Source organism: Bacillus sp. 5mfcol3.1 (genome assembly GCF_900114335.1).
Classification (GTDB): domain Bacteria; phylum Bacillota; class Bacilli; order Bacillales; family Bacillaceae_G; genus Bacillus_A; species Bacillus_A thuringiensis_S.
In genome coordinates this window covers 766,372-784,529 of sequence record NZ_FOST01000001.1, presented here as the reverse complement: position 1 = coordinate 784,529, position 18,158 = coordinate 766,372, and the positions used below count along the sequence as shown (strand labels likewise).

The window sequence follows — 18,158 nt, the reverse complement described above, 5'->3', positions numbered from 1 at the left end:
TATACTAAGAATCTTGGCTTTTTCTATTACTCTTTTGGAGCAATCATTTTCTTTGGATCTACAATTTCATTAAATTGCTCTTCTGTTAGTAGTCCAGATTGCAACGCTGCTTCTTTTAAAGTTAATCCTTCTTTATGAGCATGCTTCGCAATTTTCGCTGCATTTTCATATCCGATATGTGGGTTTAGCGCTGTTACAAGCATTAGTGAACGATTCACATTTTCATTAATTACTTCTTCATCTGCTTCAATACCAACTGCACAATTGTCATTAAACGAAACAATTGCATCCGCTAATAAGTGAGCTGATTGTAAGAAGTTATAAGCAATAACAGGTTTAAATACATTTAACTCAAAGTTACCTTGGCTCGCAGCAAATCCGATTGTTGCATCATTCCCCATTACTTGCGCTACAACCATCGTTAACGCTTCACTTTGCGTTGGATTTACTTTACCTGGCATAATAGAGCTTCCCGGTTCATTTGCTGGAATAATAATTTCTCCAAGACCACTACGTGGACCACTTGCAAGCCAACGTACATCGTTAGCAATCTTCATTAGATCCGCAGCTAATGCTTTTAATGCACCGTGAGTATATACAACTTCATCATGGCTCGTTAATGCATGGAACTTATTTGGTGCAGAAACAAATTGTTTACCTGTAAATTGACTAATTTCCTCTGATACCATCTCACCAAATTTAGGATGAGCATTAATACCTGTTCCAACCGCAGTTCCACCAATTGCTAACTCTTTCATATATGTATTGCTCTCTGCAATCATACGCTCTGTTTTTTCAAGCATACGGTGCCATCCGCTAATTTCTTGCCCTAAAGTTAACGGCGTTGCATCTTGTAAATGTGTACGACCAATTTTTATAATATGTTCAAATGCAGTTACTTTTTCTGCTAAAGTTTCTTTTAATTTCGTAATTGCTGGTAATACGTGATTTTCTACTGCGATTACACAAGCTACATGAAGCGCCGTTGGAAATGTATCATTTGAACTTTGTGACATGTTCACATCATCATTCGGATGAATATGTACGTCAGATCCCTTCTCTTTCAAAATTTGATTCCCACGATTTGCAATTACTTCATTCACATTCATGTTTGACTGTGTACCACTACCTGTTTGCCATACGACAAGCGGAAAATGTTCATTCCATTTCCCTGCAATCACTTCATCCGCAGCTTCTACAATTGCTTCTGCTTTTTCTTCTGATAGCTTTCCTAATTTTTGATTGCTAAGCGCTGCACTCTTCTTTAAAATTGCAAATGCTTTTACAATTTCAAGCGGCATTTGCTCTGTTCCAATTGGAAAGTTTTCTTTACTACGTTGTGTTTGTGCTGCCCATAATTTATCAGCTGGAACTTTTATTTCTCCTAATGTATCTCTTTCAATTCTGTACTCCATGTTTTCATCCCCTTGAAAATATAATACCTACATCTCTTATAATAACAGACTTTCTCTTAAATGATAAGGATTCTCACTCTTATATATAGATATTCTATATTTATTTTAAAAAATTCCTCTTGACCTAAACTTAAGTTTAGGCTGTATCCTTTCCATTGTAACCTACTATAACACTACTGGAGGAATTCAATATGAAAAAATATGCTTTTATAACAGGTGCGAATAAAGGAATTGGATATGAACTTGTTCGTCAATTAGCAGAAAAAGATTACCACGTATTTTTAGGTGCTCGTAATGAACAACTTGGACAACAAGCCGTAGAATCTTTAAATGTTTCAAACGTTTCCTATATTCAAGTAGATATTTCAAATTCACAATCCATTCAAGAAGCAACAAAGAAAATTTACGAAACGACTGACCACTTACATTTATTAATTAATAACGCAGGCATAGCGCTAGACTTCAATACGCTACCTAGTGAATTAAATATTGAAACTTTACGCCAAGGATTTGAAGTTAACTTTTTTGGAACTTTCCAAATGATGCAAGCCTTTTTACCATTATTAAAGAAATCAAGCAACAGTAAAATCATAAATGTAACAACTGACATGGCCTCACTAACAATGTTTGCTAATGGTGAAACACATCCAATTAATACACTAGGATATAATTCTTCCAAAACAGCTATTAATGCTTTAACATTAGCTTTTAGTAAAGAATTTGCCACTAACGGTCCAGAAGTATTTGGAGTAACTCCTGGTTTTACAACTACGGATCTTAATGGAAATTCCCCCGGTGGCCATACAACCACTGAAAGTGCTAAAATTATTATTAAATATGCATTAAGTGAAACAAACTATAATGGTAAAATATTTAACAAAGATGGCATTATACCTTGGTAATAAAAGGATGAATGATATGTATTATACAATTGGGCAAGTCGCCAAAATGCAACACTTAACTATTTCTCAAATACGTTATTACGATAAACAAGGACTGTTTCCTTTTCTGCAAAGAAACGAAAAAGGAGATCGAGTTTTTGATGAAGAAGCACTGAAATATTTAGAGATGATTTTGTGTTTAAAAAACACTGGTATGCCAATTCAAAAAATAAAACAATTTATCGACTGGTCTATGGAAGGAGAATCTACCATCCTTCAAAGGTTAGAATTAATGAAACAACAGGAGACCAATGTCTTACAGCTCATTCAAGACACTGAAAAAAACTTAAAAAAGATACAACAAAAAATTGCTAAATATGAGAATGAAATAACTTCAGAAAATGCTATTAAAAAATAAAAAAATCACCTTCTACATATTGTAGAAGGTGATTTTTATTTTATGATGCTTGCTTTCCTTTATCTGCATCATCTACATACCAGATGAATTTGCCTGTATATCCGTAAATAACTGCTAAAATTAACGATACGAAGCTTAACCACATAAACGGAACGTATGAGAACGTTGCTACACCTAAAATACCAGCCATAAAAATACCATTATCAGACCATGGAACCATACCTGAAGTTAACGTTCCACCTACTTCTGAGTTACGTGCTAATACACGACGGTCTATTTTTAATTTATCATAGCTATCTTCCATAATTTTTGGTGTTAAAATTAGTGATACATACATCGCACAACCAAATATATTAGCTAAGAATGCCACGATTAATGTAGACAATGTTACATTACCTGCAGAATTTAATTTCTTCTCAAATTTTGATACGATTACTTTTAAAACACCTAGTTTTTCAAGTAATCCACCAAATCCTAAACCGAAAATAATAACGGCTACTGAGCCAAGCATGCCGTTAATTCCACCACGGTTTAATAACTTGTCAACAAACTCAACACCAGATTGAATTGAGAATCCGTTATAAGCTGTTCCAATCGCCTCTCCAAAGTTCATCCCTTGGAAAAGAGTTGCCCAAATTGCACCAATTAAAGCTCCCATTGCAATTGTTGGCATAGACGGTTTCTTCATCGCTAATAGAACGATAACAATGACCGCTGGAATAAGCATCCATATTTTAATATCAAATTGCTTTAATAAAGCTTCTTTTAAAAATTCTACTCGATTCAAATCTACATTATCGCCGCCATACATCCAACCAGCTACAGTAAACATAATACTAGTAATAATATAAGCCGGAACATCTAATACGAGCATAGCTCGAACGTGAGCAATAACATCTACTTTCGCCATAGAAGCTGCAAGAACTGTGCTATCAGAAAGTGGTGATAATTTGTCGCCGAAATAAGCTCCTGAAAGAACTGCACCAGCAACAAGCGGAAGTGGTAAACCAAGTCCTTCACCAATCGCCATCATAGCAATACCTGCTGTTCCCACTGTTCCCCAAGATGTTCCTGTTGCGATAGAAGTTATAGAACAAATAATTAATGTTGCTAATAGGAATATGCTAGGGTGAATAAATTCTAATCCATAATAGATTAATGTTGGTACTACCCCACCAGCAATCCATGTTCCAATTAAAGCACCTACTGCAACTAAAATCAGTATTGCTTCTAATCCGTTAGAAATCCCTTTCGTAATTGCATCTTGCAATTCTTGATAACGAAATCCTAATCTTAATCCAAGCGCAATTACTAAAAACCATGAAATAAATAGCGCTAATTGAATTGGGAGATCAAAAATCGTTTGGAAGGAAAAGACAACAGCAAGAAATAGTAATAAAAGAACTATGATTTCTAGCATCGATGGTAATCTTACACTTTTCATTTTTTTCTCTCCTTACAAGTCGATAACATGACGTATGTCGTCTTACATGTATGTAATATACAATTAGCGAAGACAAAACAAAATTTTCATATTATTTCGATTTATTTTTCCAGTATAATATATTCACAACCCTTTCTATTGTAAAAGTAGATTACGTTTTTCGCAATGAAAAATATAAAAAATGTTGTATTTTTATTTATCCCGATATTTTCAGCCAATAAGACCTCCGCCTTAAAATTCAGTAAGTGCAAAGCACTTAGGTAAGAAATTAACTACTGTAAAATTCCGAATTGATATGAACGTATTAAAGCTTCACTTTATTTACAAAGAAAAATCCCATACTAACTTTTTTAATATTTGCTGCAACAAAACTTTTTACAACTATCTTCACTTTTTAATTCACACCATAATTTCCCACACAAAAATAGGGCACACATCATTAAAATGATGCATGCCCTACCTTTATTTATACATATTTTGTATTTCTTCTTTATTTTTAAGTATTTCCTCAAACTTATCACTACAACCCTTCGGAAATAACACTCCCAGTCCATATGAATGCGCAAATTGAAAATGAGGGTACTTCGCTTTTACCTCATCCCAAAACTTATATACGCCGAAATCACTACTTCTAACTTCAATATCATGAAATAATACAATACCGTTTTTCGCGACTTTCGGTAGCCATGTATTATAATCGTGAGAAACAGCTTCATACGTATGATAGCCATCAATATGCAAAAGATTTATCGTTTCATCTTGAAACCGGTCTACAGCATCATCAAAAGTAGATCGAATTAAATTTCCTATATTAAGGTAGTTATCACTCACTACTTTTTCTACTATTTGAAAAACTCCTTCTCCATATGGACCTGTATGCCCATCTCCAGCCCAAGTATCTACTGCAAAGCATTTAGTCGATAACCCTCCATCTTTTACTCCCTGACAAAAACTGAAGAAAGAAGCACCTAGATGTGTACCTAACTCAACTAAAGTTTCTGGTTTTTCAAATCGCACTAAGTCATATGCAAAATCTAAATGTCCACTCCACGCAGATTGTGACCGAATAATAGGACTAAATGTTTCAAATTCAAATGATGGTTTATGAGTAACCCAGTTCATCGCATAACTCCTTCTGCACATATTTTTAACAAACCAAATTACTCTTATCTTTATTTTTTTATCGCCATGATTATGATTCTATTTCATGAAAATATGAAGAATTTATTCTTTTCTATTGAGGTAAAGCATCATATACATATGGTTCATTTGGCTTATTAATTTTCTTGATTTTGTTTACTTTTACAAGTGGAAAGACTGTTCCTTTATATGTCGTTTCACCTAATAATCCTGTTATTTCCACCCATGTTTCTTCTGGAATTTTTTCAACATTTTGCCCGGTAACAATCATCCCCCAGACTGATGCATCCGCAATACAACAAGTTATGCCATATCGAGCCACTACTGTTTTATTACCCGTCACATCTTTATCCTTATATATAAACCCTAAGAATGTAATTTCTTTCCCTTTAAACCAATTAACATTTTGACCAATTACATTCATTGTTTGAACATAGTCCTTATCCTTTACTTGTAGTTTACGCTGTCCTAACATACTTTTTACTACTTGCTCTTCCGTTTTATAAGTCGTTGATAAATTTGATGTTTCTTCTGGATCAACGGATACTTCTCGCCCATCAAAATTAACCTGTTCCCCCTCTTTTTCATTCCTTTCCAGACTTCTCGACTGTACACTTTGATTCATACCCCTTTTTCCTGCTAAACTTCCATCAATTGTTACACTTCCAAAGAGAAAAGCACTAACTATCGGAACGACAAATAAAACATATACAAAGAAACTTTTTATCCCTGATTTTGATGTTGTATGATGTTTACAACAATTACAATCATGCTGTTTCTCTCTTCCATCTCCCCAAACTTGTACAGTACCAAAAATTAAAATTACTACAAAAGCTATATACGTAAATTTGATCATTTTTGGAGCGATAAAATTATAAATATTACCTGTTACAAGTAGTTTAAATAAGAGCATTGCTAAACCAATTAAAATAATGCCACGTATATAGCGATGATACGCCTTCTGCTCCTCTTTCTCCATTCTTTCTCACCTCCTATAACATTATGATTTGCAGGATGGTATACACAGATGCAATGACAATTCCTATCAAAAAGAATACAAATCTCTTTTGAAAATATGCAAATAGCATTAACGTATTTTTCATATCAAGCATAGGCCCAAATACAAGAAATGCGAGAAGTGCCTTTACCGAGAAAACATGTCCAAAAGATGCCGCTATAAAAGCATCGGCTGCAGAGCAAATTGATAAAACATAACCAAATCCCATCATAATAAAGGGGGCAATTACTTCGTTATGTGCTACTGCATCCAGTACATTCCGATCAAAAAACGTTTGAAATACACTTGCTAAAAAAGCACCAATCAATAAATACTTACCAGTATCAAAAAACTCATCTACAATATGATTCATAACATCTTTCCAACTCTTTTTATTGCTTGTTTGAACTGAAACCTCTACGTCTTTTAAAACATTTCTTTCGCGATAGCAATAATACACAATTAGACCTATGAATAGAGCAACTAAAATTGTTATCCCAAAGCGTGCATATACTACGTAATCATTTTTTGGAAACGCATATACAGTAGATAAAAGAACAACTGGATTCATAATGGGTGCACTCAGTAAAATAACAATGCCTACATGAAGTGGTAACCCCTTTTGAATGAGCCTTCTTACAATTGGTATAATGACACATTCACACATTGGAAAAAGAACTCCCACAAATACTGCCGGAATCATTGCAACAATCGGAGATTTCGGCATTACTTTTTGAATCATATCTTCCGTCACAAACACTTGAATACATGAAGAAACAATTACCCCTAATAAAATAAAGGGTATTGCTTCAAAAATGATACTTAAAAATACTGTATTCACATTTAACCATTCCTGTGGCATATTTTTGTGCAAATTTGCTAGACTTGTAAAATCTACAAAAAATAATAAAAAGAGAAACATAGCGATAAGAGCTATGCCTACTAATTCTTTTGAAACTCTATTAAAGACCAAGCTTCTCGCCTCCATTTTATTTATATGTAAACATGTGCTTGTCCAAATGCTTCATACTACAGCACAAATTTTATAGTCTATTTCTATTCTTAAATCGTAATCATTATGATTTATTCTTGCTTTTTCTTTTCCCATCGTTTAACATAAAGCGTAATCATTACGATTTAAAGGAGAGATCATTTCATGAAAAAAGTACCTATCACTGTATTAAGTGGTTTTTTAGGATCTGGAAAAACTACCTTACTACATCACATTTTGACTAATAAGAATAACTTAAAAGTAGCTGTCATCGTTAATGATATGGGCGAAGTAAACATTGATGCATCTCTTATAAAAAAGGGTGGTTTTTCACGTACGGAGGAAAAACTAGTAGAAATTCAAAATGGCTGTATTTGTTGTACACTACGAGAAGATTTAATGATAGAAGTGAATCGTCTTGTTGAAAATGGTGATATTGACTATATTATTATTGAATCTTCTGGTATAAGTGAGCCTATTCCAGTTGCTCAAACGTTTACTTATACAGACGAAGTTCTTAACATTGATTTAACGAAAAATTGCCGCCTCGATACGATGGTTACAGTTGTAGATGCAAATAGATTTTGGGATGATTTTGCAGACGGAGAAAGTTTATTAGACCGAAAACAAGCAATCGATGAAAATGATACCCGGGAAGTTATTGATTTATTAATAGATCAAATTGAGTTTGCAAACGTAATTATTCTTAATAAGATAGATTTACTAGAAAAAGAAGATGTGATAGAGCTTCATCATTTACTAAAAAAATTAAATCCTAATGCAAAAATTCTTGAATCTTCGTTTAGCAAAGTACCATTACAAGAAATTTTAAACACAAATCTATTTAATTATGAAGAAGCTAGTCAATCGGCCGGCTGGATACAAGAATTAAATAGTGAACATCATACACCGGAAACGGAAGAATACAGTATCAATTCCTTTGTTTACCGTCGCAAATATCCTTTCCATCCCGAGCGCCTTATGAATTGGCTAGAAAAATGGCCTTTAGATGTTGTAAGAGCGAAAGGATTCTTCTGGCTCGCATCTCGTAATAATATGATAGGGCTTCTATCTCAAGCAGGTTCCTCTATTACAATTCAAGGAGCCGGTGAATGGATAGCCGCATTACCTGAAACTGAAAGAAATCAAATGATTGCAGAAGAACCAGAAGTATTAAAAAACTGGGACGAGCGATATGGAGATCGAATAACTGAGCTCGTATTTATCGGTATTGATATGAATCGTTCTGTGATTGAACAATCATTAGATGATTGTCTATTAACAGAAGAGGAAATGGGACAAAAGTGGAATACATTTATTGATCCTATTCCGGCTTTTACTTATACTTCATAATAATTAATAAAAGGCTTCAGTAGAATGAAGCCTTTTTATTTTATAGCACTCTTATTTAATAGGTTTGCTTTAATTATAAATACAACTGTACCTAAAACAATTAATATAGCATATATGATACTAACTACATCACCTATTTTTTCTAAGCTAAGCGGTAATATTATAGTAGCAACTCCGACTATATAAGAAAATGCTCCTGAAAGCTTCGCTAATTTATTTTTATCTCCAACAAACGTTTCTTCTTAATATCCTGCTAACAAAAACAACCTCTTTTTCACATGTATTTGATACACTAAAAAAATGATAAGTAACCCAACAAATAAACAAACTAAAAATCCAGCTAACATATACTCCCCCTCCTCTACAATATTTTACTATACATAAAAAACAAATTAGAAATTTCAGTTTATTAACGAGTCATTCTGTGATATATTGCATATTGTATTCAATTTATATTTTTAGAAAGGAGAATTTTAGATCATATGGATTCAAATCGATTAAAAGGAATTATAATGGTCATAATCGGTGCTTGTTTATGGGGCTTGTCTGGTACAGCTGCACAACAACTTTTTCAATATGACAATGTTTCAACCGAATGGTTAGTTACGATCCGTTTACTTATATCTGGAATTATTTTGCTCATTATTTCCTCATTCGGAACGAGAAAAAAAGAGATATTTGGCATTTGGAAACAAAAATCTAATGCTATTAAAATGATTTTGTTTGGTCTATTCGGTATGCTTGCTGTACAGTATACGTATTTCTCTTCAATTAAAGAAGGAAATGCTGCCGTGGCAACATTATTACAATATTTAGCTCCTATATTCATCACTGTATACTTACTTTTCAAATGGAACGTTCGTCCATCAAAAATTGATTTCATTTCAATTACCCTTTCATTAGTAGGCACTTTTCTCTTACTAACAAACGGGTCTGTTCATAACTTGGCTGTTTCTACACCAGCTATTATTTGGGGTGTTTTATCTGGATTATCTCTCGCTTTTTATAGTTTATATTCAAAGGAATTGTTAGAAAAATGGTCTTCCTCCGTTATCGTTGGATGGGGCATGATTATTGGGGGTATTGGTGTAACGATTGTACACTTTATTTCTACAAACGAATTCATTTTATTATCAACTATGAAATATGTAAAACTAAGTACCCTACCGCTCATCACATTTGTCGTCATTTTCGGGACACTTATTGCCTTTTATTTATACTTAGACAGCATACGATACCTGACTCCGAAAGAAACAACATTATTTGGTTGCACAGAACCACTCGCAGCTATTATTTCTTCTGTACTTATATTGCACGTGCCATTTCAATCTTTTCAGTTATTAGGCGCTTTTTGTGTCATTGTAATGGTGCTCATCTTAAGCCAAAAACCGGATGAAGGGAAACAAAAATTAAAGCTTGTTCATGCAAAAAAGGAAAATATACAATGAAAGGATTGAATTCACTATGCCTGTCCCTCAAAATTATAAAAAACCAGGAAGAATTTCAGCAAAATCACTCGTTTTAAATCAACTACAAAATTGGATTATTGAAGGTGTACTGAAGCCCAATGAAAAAATTAATGATGGGGAATTGGCTGAGGCACTAGGAGTAAGCAGAACACCTGTAAGAGAAGCACTTCAAATATTAGAGCTTTCTGGATTAGTGGAAATGGTACCAGGGCAAAAAACGAAAATTGCTCCTATTAAGTTAGACGACGTATCTATCATTTATGAAACGATGGCTGGTCTTCACTCTATTATAGGAAAGCAAGCTCTTCAAAACATTACAGACGCTGATATTCAACTACTTTCTGAAATAAATAATCATTTTCAGCACTCTATAGAGAAAAAAAACGCAAAACAAGCTTTAGAATTAGATATACAATTCCACAATACAATTTCTTCTATTGCTAAAAACCAATATATTGAACCCTTTCTAGAAAATATGCAACTTCACGTTTTACGTCTTGAATATTTGTTTTTCCAAAACTTTGTTCCGGCAAGTCAATCTATTGAAGAACATCACTCTATCATTCAAGCATTACAGAAGCAGGACGAAAAACAAATGGAACAAATAATGACCCAAAACTGGCTCCGTCCCATGAAAGAAATACAAAAAATAATTTCTACGAAATAAAAAGAGAGCTGGTTACACAAAATCGTAACCAGCTCTCCTTTTACTAATCTATATAGCTATGCCTGGATATTCGCATAATCTTCCATATCTTCGTACTCTTTTTCCAATTCCTCTAAAGACAGCTCGTATAATTGTCGGTCGCGAATCTTAAACACACCTGCTCCAATTAACTCATCAATTAAATGCCTCTTACGATTTTCAACAGCAAAACGGAGTTGACTACTCATCTTTTAAAAAACTCCTTTCTACGATCATTGAAAATGATAATCCTTATCAATTACCACTTTTGATTATAAAAGATGACTCTTTATAAGTAAAGTAATTTCATGAAATATTTACCTTGCAAAGTATTTGTGGCCACATTATATATATGTATGCCGTGCGAAAAATGTTATGACACTTTTTCTTATCCTTTTTCTTTCATACTTTGCAAGTTGTCTCATCATGATTAAATTCACCATCTATTTCTACTTGAATGGTGACATGTTCTACATGAAATTTCTCCTTTAATACATACGTAGCCTCTTTTAATATACTTTGCGTTTCATTCCCTTTAATAATAAGATGACATGTTAATACTTGAAAATCTGATGTGACAGACCATATGTGCAAATCATGAACTTCTTTGACAATCGGAATATTTAATAACGTACTTTTTACCTCTTCAACATTTATGTGCTGTGGTGCACCTTCCATTAATATATGAACCGTATCACGTGTTACACGCCATCCACTAATAATGACTAAAATAGACACAAGAATACTAGCAATCGCATCTGCAGCAGTCCATCCGAAAAATTTAATAAGTAACGCAGCAATGATCGCTCCGACGGAACCCAATAGATCGCCTAGTACGTGCAGGAAAGCACTTCTTAAATTCAAATTACCTTTCACATCTCCGCCTCTCATTAATATCCAAGCTGATAAAATATTAATAAGCAGACCAAGGACTGCAATAATGAGCATCCCATTACTAGCAATCTCAACTGGTTCTTTAAAACGACGGATTGCTTCAATAAAAATGTATACCGAAATGACAATAAGAACGACACCGTTACATAATGCTGCTAACATTTCGACTCGCTTATATCCATATGTTTTCACAGTTGTTGCTGTTTTTTCTCCGAGCTTAAACGCAAGTAAACTTAAAGCTAAAGATACTGCATCACTTAGCATATGCCCCGCGTCAGATAGTAGTGCTAAGCTATTTGTTACAAATCCACCAATAACTTCTGCAATCATAAAACTTGTTGTTAGTAGGAAGGCAATTAGTAACGCCTTTTTATTTTTTGAATGACCGTGATCATGCGAATGTCCCATACTTATACTCCTTTAAGTACAATATCTGTATGTTAGTATGAAACAAACTCCCCATCTTTATCCCGAATCGACTGATTGTAAACGCCCGCTTCCTCTGTATACACACTTCGCTATTTTTTAGACAATCCCTTTTTCTCAAATAAAACAAGACTACTTCTTTTTTATTTTCATATTGTTTACTAATGAAAGAATTTTAAGGAGGTTACTTAAATGAAACGTTTATTTCTCTGTATGGAACGTGAACTTGTTGTAGTGAAAGAACAATATGATAACTATGAAACGACTTACCACTTACAAAATATGCAACCTACCTGTATCGCTGTTGATCCGTTCCACCCAAACCGTGTATATTGCGGAACATTTGGACGAGGTCTATGGTTAAGTGACGATAGCGGGGATTCATGGAGACCAATTGGAGATTCTTATCGTTACTTTGATTTCCCTAAAGAAGATGGTATTTTACACTCCTCTATCACTTCCATAACAATAAGCTCAAATGAACAAGTGAACGGATATGGGGTCGTTTATGTCGGCACAGAACCGAGCGCTTTATTTCGCTCTGAAAATGGTGGTGAAACGTGGACTGAACTTAAAAATATGAAATCATTATTATCTTCTTATACGTGGGCTTTCCCGCCTAGACCTTTTACCCATCACGTACGCTGGATTACAGTTGATCCAAACAACCCTAATACAATACACGTTTCAATCGAAGCTGGTGCTGTTATTCAAAGTAATGATAAAGGGCATACATGGATTGATAAAAAATTCGGTGCTCCTATCGATGCTCATCAATTACTTATGCACCCTGAAGCACCAAATCGTCTTTATGCATCATGTGGTGACGGATTTATGGGCGGACCTGATCGTGCTTATCTTGAAAGTTATAACAATGGAAACAGCTGGATCTCATGTAGTGAAGGACTTGAACATCATTATTTATACAGCATGGCAATTGATCCAGCTGATTGCAATACGATTCTCGTTTCAGCTGCACCGAGTGCTGATCTGGCTCATCACCGTATCCCTTATGAATCTTATATTTATCGAAAAACGAAAGATACTCCGTTCCAGCAAGTACAACAAGGACTACCATCTGCAATCGGTACAGTCATTTCGATGTTTGCGACAAACAAGGCTGAACCACATACGTTTTACACGTTAAATAACAATGGCGTCTTTCAATCCAATGATAGCGGCGAATCGTGGGAACAACTAAATATTCCGTGGAAAGATGAATATAAAACGCAGCATCCGCATGCATTGCTCGTTACTAGTTCTTAACGAAAAAAAGACTGCCTAAATGGTTTTAGGCAGTCTCTCTTTTATTTCTTTAAATCAATGACAATATCATCTAACACAATATCTTTACTCTTCGCTTCTTTTTTCGGCACTTCTATTTTCTTCTCTTTCCCATTCACATACTCTACTCCACCATGATTTTCAGGTGTATGTACTCGCAAGTGCACGCGAGGTGTAACGATAAGCTTTGTTGCATTTTCGTTTAGTTTTTGGAAGGTGGCACTCCAATGGATATTGTAAGGATCGTTGCCACTTCCCCCATTTCCTTCACCCGAATAAATATTCCCTAAATCATCCTTAACCGTCAATTCAACATCTACACTATCCCATTCTTTCCTCGTGCCCTTAGAAACCTCTTGATTGTAATAAAGAATAAATGAAACTGGCGATATTGCGACCTTTTCCATATTTGCTTTTATACCTTCTTTTTCCGAACTCCCACCAATTGTTCTCTCTTTACTATCCACTGATTTTACAGTTAAGGCGAAATTCCAATTACCTTGTATTGATTTTTTCCTATCTGGCATCTCTATTCTCTCTATATTCCATCTAAAGTTTACTTTGTCCTTTTTATTGCTATCATGATGCGTCGTTGTTACCATACCTACATACTTTTTTTCATTAACTTTAGTCATTTTACCACTGCCTGAACTACCATGAGCGTCCATTATATCCAATCCACCTAATATGATAGGATCCTCCCCTAAGTCCTGCTCACTTTCCAGTGAATACGTTATAGATAATGTTCTGCCATCAGAAATTACATCATTAATTGTAACCTTAACTCCATTACTCTCTCTCGTCATATTCAACTCAGTCGAAAATTCTTTATAATTTTCATATAACCCTGTTCTACCATTATCTAAAAATCGGAATATGTCACCTACAATTGGCAATCCCCCAGCATATGTAGGAAATCCGATACCGAGTGTTGCAACTGATAATCCTACTAAAATAGATGCAGCAGCGACACCTTTTTTCCAACTTTTCATCTTTTTCTTCGTACGTATCGATTGTTTTACATTTCGTTTTACTTTTTCTTTTTCAATTTCAGAAGCCTCAATTTCTTCTAGTTCTTTTTCGTCTATATCAATATCATTTAATAGTTCATAAATGTCTTTCATATTGCACTACCTCCAAAACTAATATTCGTAGCATTTTGTTGTAGTTTCTTTTTCCCCCGGTACACTCGATTATCAATTGCTGCCCGAGTTAATCCTAACTTGTCACCTATTTCCTCTGTCTTCATACCAAGTAAATATTTCATAATGAACACCTTTTGATCTAGCGGTTCTAATTGATTAATGAGCTTCAATAATTCTTCCCTATCTTCCATAACGATTAATTCGTCTTCTGCTGATTTTTCTGTACTGATATGAAACTCATCTGAAATGATTTCTACTGTTTTAGTCGATTTCCGGTAATAATCAATTGCTTTAAACTTCGCAATCGCTGCAATCCACTTTTTAAAATCACTCGGCTCTCCATGAAATTTATTTGCGTTATTCCAAATGGAAAGAAATATATCGTTTATACATTCCTCTATGAGTCCATCATTTTGAATGGGAAGTAGAACTTTATGCGTGATCCCCTTTATGAGTGGTAAGTATGTATCGACAACAAATTCTAACGCGTCTTCTTTTTGCCGCTGTAATCTTTTTATAAAATTTTTCTCATTTGATTTCATGTAGCGATTCCCCTTATTGTTTTGTAAAAGCTTTTACACCCTATATAACGTCTGAGAAATTTTTTTCTCTCATCTTTTTTATTTTTTGTATGTAATGGAATACTTTCCCTTAGCCATTGTCTCACATAACTATGCGTTCAAAGAAAATTTTCTCAAGTCTGTAATTTAATTCATGTAGTACACTATTTATATAGTCATTTTTTAACTTGGTGTACATTTTATTTCATTAATCTACTATTTTAATTTAGGAGATGAGATGTGTATGTGTGGAATTACAGGTTGGGTAGATTGGAAAGAAGACCTTTCAAATCAACATGTTATTTTAAAAAAGATGGCAAATAGTATTCAGCATCGTGGTCCGGATGCTGAAGGATTTTGGTTTTCACCTCATGCGGCCTTTGCACACCGGCGTTTAATTGTAATTGATCCAGAAGGCGGGACACAGCCGAAGACATTCCGTGCTGGTGATTATACGTATGCTCTTACTTATAATGGAGAAATTTATAATTTCCGGGAACTTAAAGAGCAGCTTCAAAAATGTGGGCATGCATTTGAAACCCATTCAGATACAGAAGTATTACTGCATGCTTATTTAGAGTGGAAAGAAGACTGCGTACGACATTTAAACGGAATTTTCGCTTTTGCCTTATGGGATGATCAGAAGCAACAATTGTTTTTAGCACGAGATCATTTAGGTGTAAAACCACTCTTTTTTACAGAAAGAAATGGCAGTATTATTTTCGGCTCTGAAATTAAAGCATTATTAGCCCATCCATCTGTCCCTGCTGAAATTGATGCGGATGGAATAAATGAAATATTTGGATTAGGCTTATTTCGCACTCCAGGATGTGGCGTCTTTAAACATATTCAAGAAGTACGTGCTGGACATTCTATAACATTTACACGTCATAAAAAAGTAGTTACTAAGTATTGGAATTTAGAAAGTAAGTTCCATACAGACTCTATAGAAGATACAGCTTCGCATATTTTATCTATTTTACAAGATACAGTAAAAAGACAATTAATTGCCGATGTTCCTCTCGTTTGTATGTTATCAGGCGGATTAGACTCTAGCGGTATTACTGCACTTGCGGGTAAAGAATTTGCTGCTGAAAATAAAACACTTCATACGTATTCTGTTGACTTTGTAAATAGCGCAAAAGATTTCGAACTGACATTTGCTCGCACTGGTTTAGATGCACCTTGGGTAAAACGCGTTTCTGAACATGTCGGGACAGCGCATCATGATATTATTGTGAATGCTGAAGAATTAGCAAATCAATTATTCGTTCCCCTTCATGCAAAAGATTTACCGAGTGCTGGTGAAATGGAAACTTCACTATATTTACTATTTTGCGAAATGAAAAAAGATGCGACCGTAGCTTTATCCGGCGAATCGGCTGATGAAGTATTCGGTGGATATCCTTGGTTTCATCAAGAAGAACTACTATATGTAGATAAGTTTCCTTGGCTAACAAATTGGAAAAATACATCTCCTCTTCTACTAAATGAAGTAAGTAACCAATGTAATCTAGAAGACTATATTGATACACGATTCCAAGAAGCGATACTTGAAGTACCTACTCTTGAAGGCGAAAGTAAAAAATCCGCGAAACAACGTCAAATGTTTTATTTATTTTTAACAAGATTCCTTCCTTTCTTACTTGACCGTAAAGATCGCATGAGTATGGCTGTTGGATTTGAAGTTCGTGTACCGTTTTGCGATTATAGATTAGTTGAATATTTATGGAATGTTCCTTTCAACATAAAAAGTATTGATAATATTGAAAAAGGCATTTTACGTAGAGCACTACAACCAGCTTTACCTGACGATGTACGCAATAGAAGAAAAAGCGCTTATCCAACTTCACAAGATCCACTCTACTTACAAACAATCCGTAATTTAACACTTGATATGTGTAACAATAAAAACAATCCTATTTTCTCACTTATTAACCATTCCATCTTACTTTCAATTGCTGATCAAAGTAATAAAGAGATTAACAATTTTGAGGCAAGAAGTGCCATGGAGTATATGCTACAAGTAAATGAATGGTTGAAAACATATCACATCCATATTGCTTAACAAAAAGGAGTTCAAGGATAAAAACCTTGAACTCCTTTTATATTAATTAGCACATTGTTTATTATCAGTATCAATAGACCATCCAATAATCGTGGCACAGTCTCTACCTTTCCACTGCAGTACATTTGTTAATACGGGCTCAATCTGCAAGCTATTTCCGTCGTGTAATATTTCTACTAAAGATTGATCATCATCAAACCTTCGTTTGTCACACTCTAAAATACCGTCCGTTGCCATTACAATGTGATTCATTCCTTTTTCTAATCCTCTTACACCTGACGTAAAGCAAGGTGTATTTGCTGCAAAAATATTTTTCCTGCCAATATATTCGTAATTCTTCCGTTTATTTAATCGTCCTTTTCCATTTTTCGTTTTCTCTGAATGGAATAAATACGCGAAACAATCACCAACTGATAACCAATATAAAAATTCGCCTTTTCGTAAACAAATTAAGCAAGCGAGTTCCTCATCATCTTGATCACACTTTTTAATAAATAACTCATCTGTAAATAACGCTAATAGGTACATATGTGTATGATGGAAAGCTAAATGTATTGGATATGAGAATAACTCTTTTAGTTTTTCTTTTCTTTCCGAAATCGCTTCTATTATATAATCTATATTTTTTGTTTTGTGATGTGTATCAAAAATCATAACAAATTCAAATTGTAATTCAGGATCCCACCAAGCCAGCACCGCATCTCCTCGTTCATATGCATCACTCTCTTGATTTCCCCCATATACGCCGACTGAAAGAGGACCACATTTTTCAACATGTATTTCATCTACATACATCTGTTCATGACTAATCCATTTGAATGTATTCACAGCTATCATCCTCTCTCTTGCTAAATGTATACCTTTACACATAGATTACCTTATATTTCAATAAAAATAAACTTTTTCAACATTTTTTATCCAAATAAAAGGATTTTATTTCTAAAACAACGAATATATCTTACTATACGATATAAAAAAGGGGATTTAT

17 protein-coding genes and 1 pseudogene are annotated in these 18,158 nt (G+C 34.2%); 7 read left to right on the top strand and 11 right to left on the bottom strand.

Annotation, left to right across the window (positions count from 1 at the left end; all coding sequences use genetic code 11):
- Positions 1–26: 26 nt before the first annotated feature.
- The gene (gene fumC / locus BM089_RS04215) at positions 27–1,415 is read right to left on the bottom strand and encodes a class II fumarate hydratase (RefSeq protein ID WP_053564799.1); all 1,389 of its coding nucleotides are present in this window, start codon (positions 1,413–1,415) and stop codon (positions 27–29) included.
- A gap of 191 nt (positions 1,416–1,606) precedes the next feature.
- Here fumC and BM089_RS04210 point away from each other — a divergent pair, with 191 nt between their 5' ends.
- Together BM089_RS04210 and BM089_RS04205 are read left to right on the top strand one after the other, a co-directional pair.
- Positions 1,607–2,317: an SDR family NAD(P)-dependent oxidoreductase gene (locus tag BM089_RS04210; protein ID WP_000759552.1), complete on the top strand. Its 711-nt coding sequence runs from the start codon at positions 1,607–1,609 to the stop codon at positions 2,315–2,317.
- A gap of 16 nt (positions 2,318–2,333) precedes the next feature.
- Positions 2,334–2,714, top strand: coding sequence for a MerR family transcriptional regulator (locus BM089_RS04205; RefSeq protein ID WP_002153132.1), 381 nt, complete (start codon positions 2,334–2,336; stop codon positions 2,712–2,714).
- A 40-nt stretch (positions 2,715–2,754) separates the two neighbouring features.
- Here the strand turns inward: BM089_RS04205 and nhaC are convergent, their stop codons facing one another.
- The 4 genes from nhaC to BM089_RS04185 all read right to left on the bottom strand — a co-directional run bounded on the left by nhaC (position 2,755) and on the right by BM089_RS04185 (position 7,283).
- On the bottom strand, positions 2,755–4,158 hold the full coding sequence (gene nhaC / locus BM089_RS04200) for a Na+/H+ antiporter NhaC (RefSeq protein WP_000843986.1): 1,404 nt from the start codon (positions 4,156–4,158) through the stop codon (positions 2,755–2,757).
- A 462-nt stretch (positions 4,159–4,620) separates the two neighbouring features.
- Complete coding sequence (locus BM089_RS04195) at positions 4,621–5,280, bottom strand: class I SAM-dependent methyltransferase (protein WP_001104673.1); 660 nt, start codon at positions 5,278–5,280, stop codon at positions 4,621–4,623.
- Positions 5,281–5,392: 112 nt separating this feature from the next.
- On the bottom strand, positions 5,393–6,277 hold the full coding sequence (locus tag BM089_RS04190; RefSeq protein ID WP_086392043.1) for a TIGR03943 family putative permease subunit: 885 nt from the start codon (positions 6,275–6,277) through the stop codon (positions 5,393–5,395).
- Positions 6,278–6,290: 13 nt separating this feature from the next.
- Positions 6,291–7,283, bottom strand: coding sequence for a permease (locus tag BM089_RS04185; RefSeq protein WP_175495679.1), 993 nt, complete (start codon positions 7,281–7,283; stop codon positions 6,291–6,293).
- A 168-nt stretch (positions 7,284–7,451) separates the two neighbouring features.
- Between BM089_RS04185 and BM089_RS04180 the strand changes: the two genes are divergently transcribed.
- Positions 7,452–8,639 carry a GTP-binding protein gene (locus BM089_RS04180; RefSeq protein ID WP_090976039.1) on the top strand — a complete coding sequence of 396 codons (1,188 nt, stop codon included), beginning with the start codon at positions 7,452–7,454 and terminating at the stop codon, positions 8,637–8,639.
- Between the two features lie 35 nt (positions 8,640–8,674).
- On the opposite strand, the pseudogene BM089_RS04175 reads toward BM089_RS04180, so the two are convergent.
- Positions 8,675–8,986, bottom strand: a pseudogene (locus BM089_RS04175) (DUF3784 domain-containing protein).
- A gap of 135 nt (positions 8,987–9,121) precedes the next feature.
- On the opposite strand from BM089_RS04175, the gene BM089_RS04170 reads away from it, so the two are divergent.
- Positions 9,122–10,087: a DMT family transporter gene (locus tag BM089_RS04170; RefSeq protein WP_065228593.1), complete on the top strand. Its 966-nt coding sequence runs from the start codon at positions 9,122–9,124 to the stop codon at positions 10,085–10,087.
- Positions 10,088–10,103: 16 nt separating this feature from the next.
- Positions 10,104–10,775: a GntR family transcriptional regulator gene (locus BM089_RS04165; RefSeq protein WP_061139456.1), complete on the top strand. Its 672-nt coding sequence runs from the start codon at positions 10,104–10,106 to the stop codon at positions 10,773–10,775.
- Between the two features lie 56 nt (positions 10,776–10,831).
- Here BM089_RS04165 and fbpA read toward each other — a convergent pair whose 3' ends face one another.
- Both fbpA and BM089_RS04155 read right to left on the bottom strand, forming a co-directional pair.
- The gene (fbpA, locus tag BM089_RS04160; protein ID WP_000098302.1) at positions 10,832–11,002 is read right to left on the bottom strand and encodes a Fur-regulated basic protein FbpA; all 171 of its coding nucleotides are present in this window, start codon (positions 11,000–11,002) and stop codon (positions 10,832–10,834) included.
- Between the two features lie 193 nt (positions 11,003–11,195).
- The gene (locus BM089_RS04155) at positions 11,196–12,095 is read right to left on the bottom strand and encodes a cation diffusion facilitator family transporter (protein WP_090976037.1); all 900 of its coding nucleotides are present in this window, start codon (positions 12,093–12,095) and stop codon (positions 11,196–11,198) included.
- Between the two features lie 210 nt (positions 12,096–12,305).
- On the opposite strand from BM089_RS04155, the gene BM089_RS04150 reads away from it, so the two are divergent.
- A complete protein-coding gene (locus BM089_RS04150; protein WP_000825318.1) occupies positions 12,306–13,379 on the top strand; it encodes a WD40/YVTN/BNR-like repeat-containing protein in 1,074 nt (357 codons plus the stop codon).
- A gap of 41 nt (positions 13,380–13,420) precedes the next feature.
- Here BM089_RS04150 and BM089_RS04145 read toward each other — a convergent pair whose 3' ends face one another.
- A complete protein-coding gene (locus tag BM089_RS04145; protein WP_090976036.1) occupies positions 13,421–14,521 on the bottom strand; it encodes a DUF4179 domain-containing protein in 1,101 nt (366 codons plus the stop codon).
- Positions 14,518–15,084, bottom strand: a complete 567-nt coding sequence (locus BM089_RS04140; protein ID WP_000840007.1) for a sigma-70 family RNA polymerase sigma factor — start codon at positions 15,082–15,084, stop codon at positions 14,518–14,520. The genes BM089_RS04145 and BM089_RS04140 overlap by 4 nt, the downstream gene beginning before the upstream one ends.
- A 262-nt stretch (positions 15,085–15,346) precedes the next feature.
- Between BM089_RS04140 and asnB the strand changes: the two genes are divergently transcribed.
- Complete coding sequence (gene asnB / locus BM089_RS04135) at positions 15,347–17,170, top strand: asparagine synthase (glutamine-hydrolyzing) (protein WP_090976034.1); 1,824 nt, start codon at positions 15,347–15,349, stop codon at positions 17,168–17,170.
- Between the two features lie 42 nt (positions 17,171–17,212).
- Here asnB and BM089_RS04130 read toward each other — a convergent pair whose 3' ends face one another.
- Positions 17,213–18,040: a PP2C family serine/threonine-protein phosphatase gene (locus BM089_RS04130; RefSeq protein WP_002040904.1), complete on the bottom strand. Its 828-nt coding sequence runs from the start codon at positions 18,038–18,040 to the stop codon at positions 17,213–17,215.
- Positions 18,041–18,158: the final 118 nt, after the last annotated feature.